Origin of the sequence: Actinomyces ruminis, assembly GCF_002154335.2 — a bacterium.
Lineage (GTDB): Bacteria > Actinomycetota > Actinomycetes > Actinomycetales > Actinomycetaceae > Actinomyces > Actinomyces ruminis.
The window spans coordinates 1-2690 of the sequence record NZ_MTPX02000091.1; the positions used below are offsets into that span (position 1 = coordinate 1).

Annotated in this window: 3 protein-coding genes and 1 pseudogene; all 4 read left to right on the forward strand. The window is 57.1% G+C overall.

The window, feature by feature from the left end; translation table 11 throughout:
- Window positions 1-298, forward strand: a pseudogene (locus tag BW737_RS15370) (hypothetical protein); the annotation flags it as partial.
- A gap of 195 nt (window positions 299-493) precedes the next feature.
- Entirely contained in the window at window positions 494-1096 is a 603-nt protein-coding gene (locus BW737_RS15375) for a hypothetical protein (protein ID WP_143233426.1), read from the forward strand.
- Window positions 1097-1199: 103 nt separating this feature from the next.
- Entirely contained in the window at window positions 1200-1853 is a 654-nt protein-coding gene (locus tag BW737_RS15380; protein WP_086616108.1) for a hypothetical protein, read from the forward strand.
- The gene (locus BW737_RS15825) at window positions 1816-2559 is read left to right on the forward strand and encodes a hypothetical protein (RefSeq protein ID WP_143233427.1); all 744 of its coding nucleotides are present in this window, start codon (window positions 1816-1818) and stop codon (window positions 2557-2559) included. Before BW737_RS15380 ends, BW737_RS15825 begins: the two co-directional genes overlap by 38 nt.
- Window positions 2560-2690: the final 131 nt, after the last annotated feature.

A 2690-nucleotide genomic window follows, 5' to 3' on the forward strand; every position in this document is an offset into this window, starting at 1 on the left:
GGCATCAATGTTGACTTTGCAGCCCAAGGATGGCACCGCTACGTGTACTGGGTTCGGTATCCCCTGGAGTGAGGAGAATGATTCGAAGGGTACGGACTGTGTGATCGTGTTTGACCGGTCTAGTGCGCACTTTAAGGACTCTGTGACGCCGGTGGATGTGAAGGTGTCCTACGCGATCACCTACACCGCCTCTGATGGCGCTTCGGGTTCGATGGATACTCACACCACTTCCACGACCACTACGATCCCGGTGGCGGAGATCCAGACGATTATTGTCCGGCCAACCGACGAACCATGAGACGACAGGCAGCAGGGTCGGCCCCGTCGTCGTCGGTTGCTGGCAGTGGGGTAGCACCTGGTCCAATGCGGTGACGGTGAGGGAGGTAAAGACGGTGATATCACGATCGATGGGAGTTAGACGGCCTGGCCGCGACGCCAGATGGCGAGCTTGGCGGTGGTGGGGCGGTCATGCGTCGTGGCCTTGTGTATGGCCATGTCCTTGGGCGCCTGCGGTCTTATTGATGGTTCGGCTGATCCAACCCGTGCTCCGAGCACTCCGCTGGCGGATGAGACCATCTGTGGTGTCTTCCCCAACCAGGACCTCCAGAACGTCCTCGGTTTCAATACCTACAGATACGACTATGACGCCGGTACCATAACAAACGTTGATACAGGTGGCACTGGTTACCACTATGGCTGCCACATGGAGTCGAATAGCGAGCCCTTCGGGCGCATTGAAATACAATACACTGCCGGCAATACGTTGTTGTTGCCAGGTCGCGGGCAGCTGGAGTTCGATGGTATTCCCGAGGAATTCAGGAACGCCACCCGCGTCAGTTTCGAGGCCGTTGATGGCGAGGGCTGGGGCTGGACTACCAGCGCGGAGGTGTTCGTGGCTTGGCGGTATAACGACAACCAAGTTCTTGCGGCCAGGTTAACTTATTGGGGGCCTGAGGAGGGTCTGGATGAGCAGGTGGATAAGTTCCATGCCGTTCTTGAGCCGGCGCTGGCCGAGATTCCCAAGTTGGCCTCCACCACCACTACACGCGTCGTAGTTCCCTCGCCCACGCCCGAAGCCGCCGAGCCAGACGACTAACCAACCCCTATCGCCCACCCAGTGCTGCAAAGGAGAGCTATCTAGCATGCAACTATCAATATCCCTGTCTCGTCTGGGACTGCGTAGTGCTGCCGCAGGCGCTGTGGCCCTGCTGCTGGCGTGTGCGCCGTTGGTGGCGTGTTCGTCGGGCTCGGATGAGAGTGGCCTGGATATCCCCACTTATGACCCTGAGGCCTGGGCGTCGGCCGAGGCGTCGGAGTCTGCAGCCGCTGCGGCGGCGTCTGCGTCGGCTGCGGCTTCTGCTGAGGCGGCTGGTGTGGTGACGGCGGAGTCGCTGTCTACCGACCGCTACGTGGTGACCTCCATCCCGGAGGACCTGGATGAGCAACAGACCGAGGTGCTCAAGGCCTTCGTCAACTACGAGCAGGTCACTTGGAACATATGGTTCACCGGCACCGGAGTTGAGAATGCGCAAGCAGTAGCGACCGGTGATGCGCTGGCAGCGATCAATGCGAATTACAAAGACCTCAATGGGGAACATAATGATGGGTTCATCCAAGCTGCCGTCTCTAGCGTAACAGTAACTACTGCGTCAACCTCATTAGATCAGCGCGCAGAAGTCGTCGTTTGTGGAGACCAATCAGGACTGTTGTTATTGGACGCCTCCGGCAAGGATATTGGCGACCCGACCCTAAACTCTCGTTACGAGTTACGCGTGTATATGGCCCTAGAGGGCAACAGTTGGAAGGCTTACGGCGATGAGCTTGTTTCTGTTGATGAATGTGTGGCGTATTGAAATGCTTGGAAATAATAGACTTCTGAAGATCGCGACTATTGTGCTGGTTGCGGTGACAGGCGTAGTGTCTCCCGCCTATGCCGACATGAGTAATCGCGGCGGGTCGCAGGTTAGTGCGCCGTCTTCTTCCGGATCCGTATCCGCGAATGAGGACGGCAGTGTGTCGATGATTGTCGAAGCGCAATTCGTTTCAGTTGCTTCCGGGCAGGGTGGTTCAGACGGGTCAACAAACGCATCTACTGCTACCAGAACTCAATTCACCGCCTACGTACATCCTGTGTGCTGGTACGATGAAAGCCTGACTGGCGCCAAAATGTTCACGTTAATAGAGTCTCATGAGGACGATGTGTTAACGAAAGATCAGCTAAAGGATGTGTACAAGGGCTATGGTAATTACGCCAATGATAGCGAAGGGCATTGGTATCAGCCCGTATGTCATCCTAAATACTACTCTGGAGATGATCCGGAGGAATACGATGTTGTCGCTAAAGAGTATCTTGATGCCAATGATTTTGTGTATGTGCCCGCTGGTGGTTCGCCCCCGGAGCCGGCGATAGATGGTGAGACTCTGGCTCGGGCGGCGTGGGACTCAGTCACGATCCTACTGCGACGATCAGTTATAACCCGATGTATGGGGGTGTGGGGGCGACGTTTGTGGGTATGGATACCTGGGTGTGGGCCACCGGTGACACACCCAAGGAGGTGACCGTGACGGCTACGGCGGGGTCGACCACCGCTACGATCACGGCTGCGGCGTCCATGTTGACTTTGCAGCCCAAGGATGGGACGGCTACGTGTACTGGGTTCGGTATCCCCTGGAGTGAGGAGAACGACGCC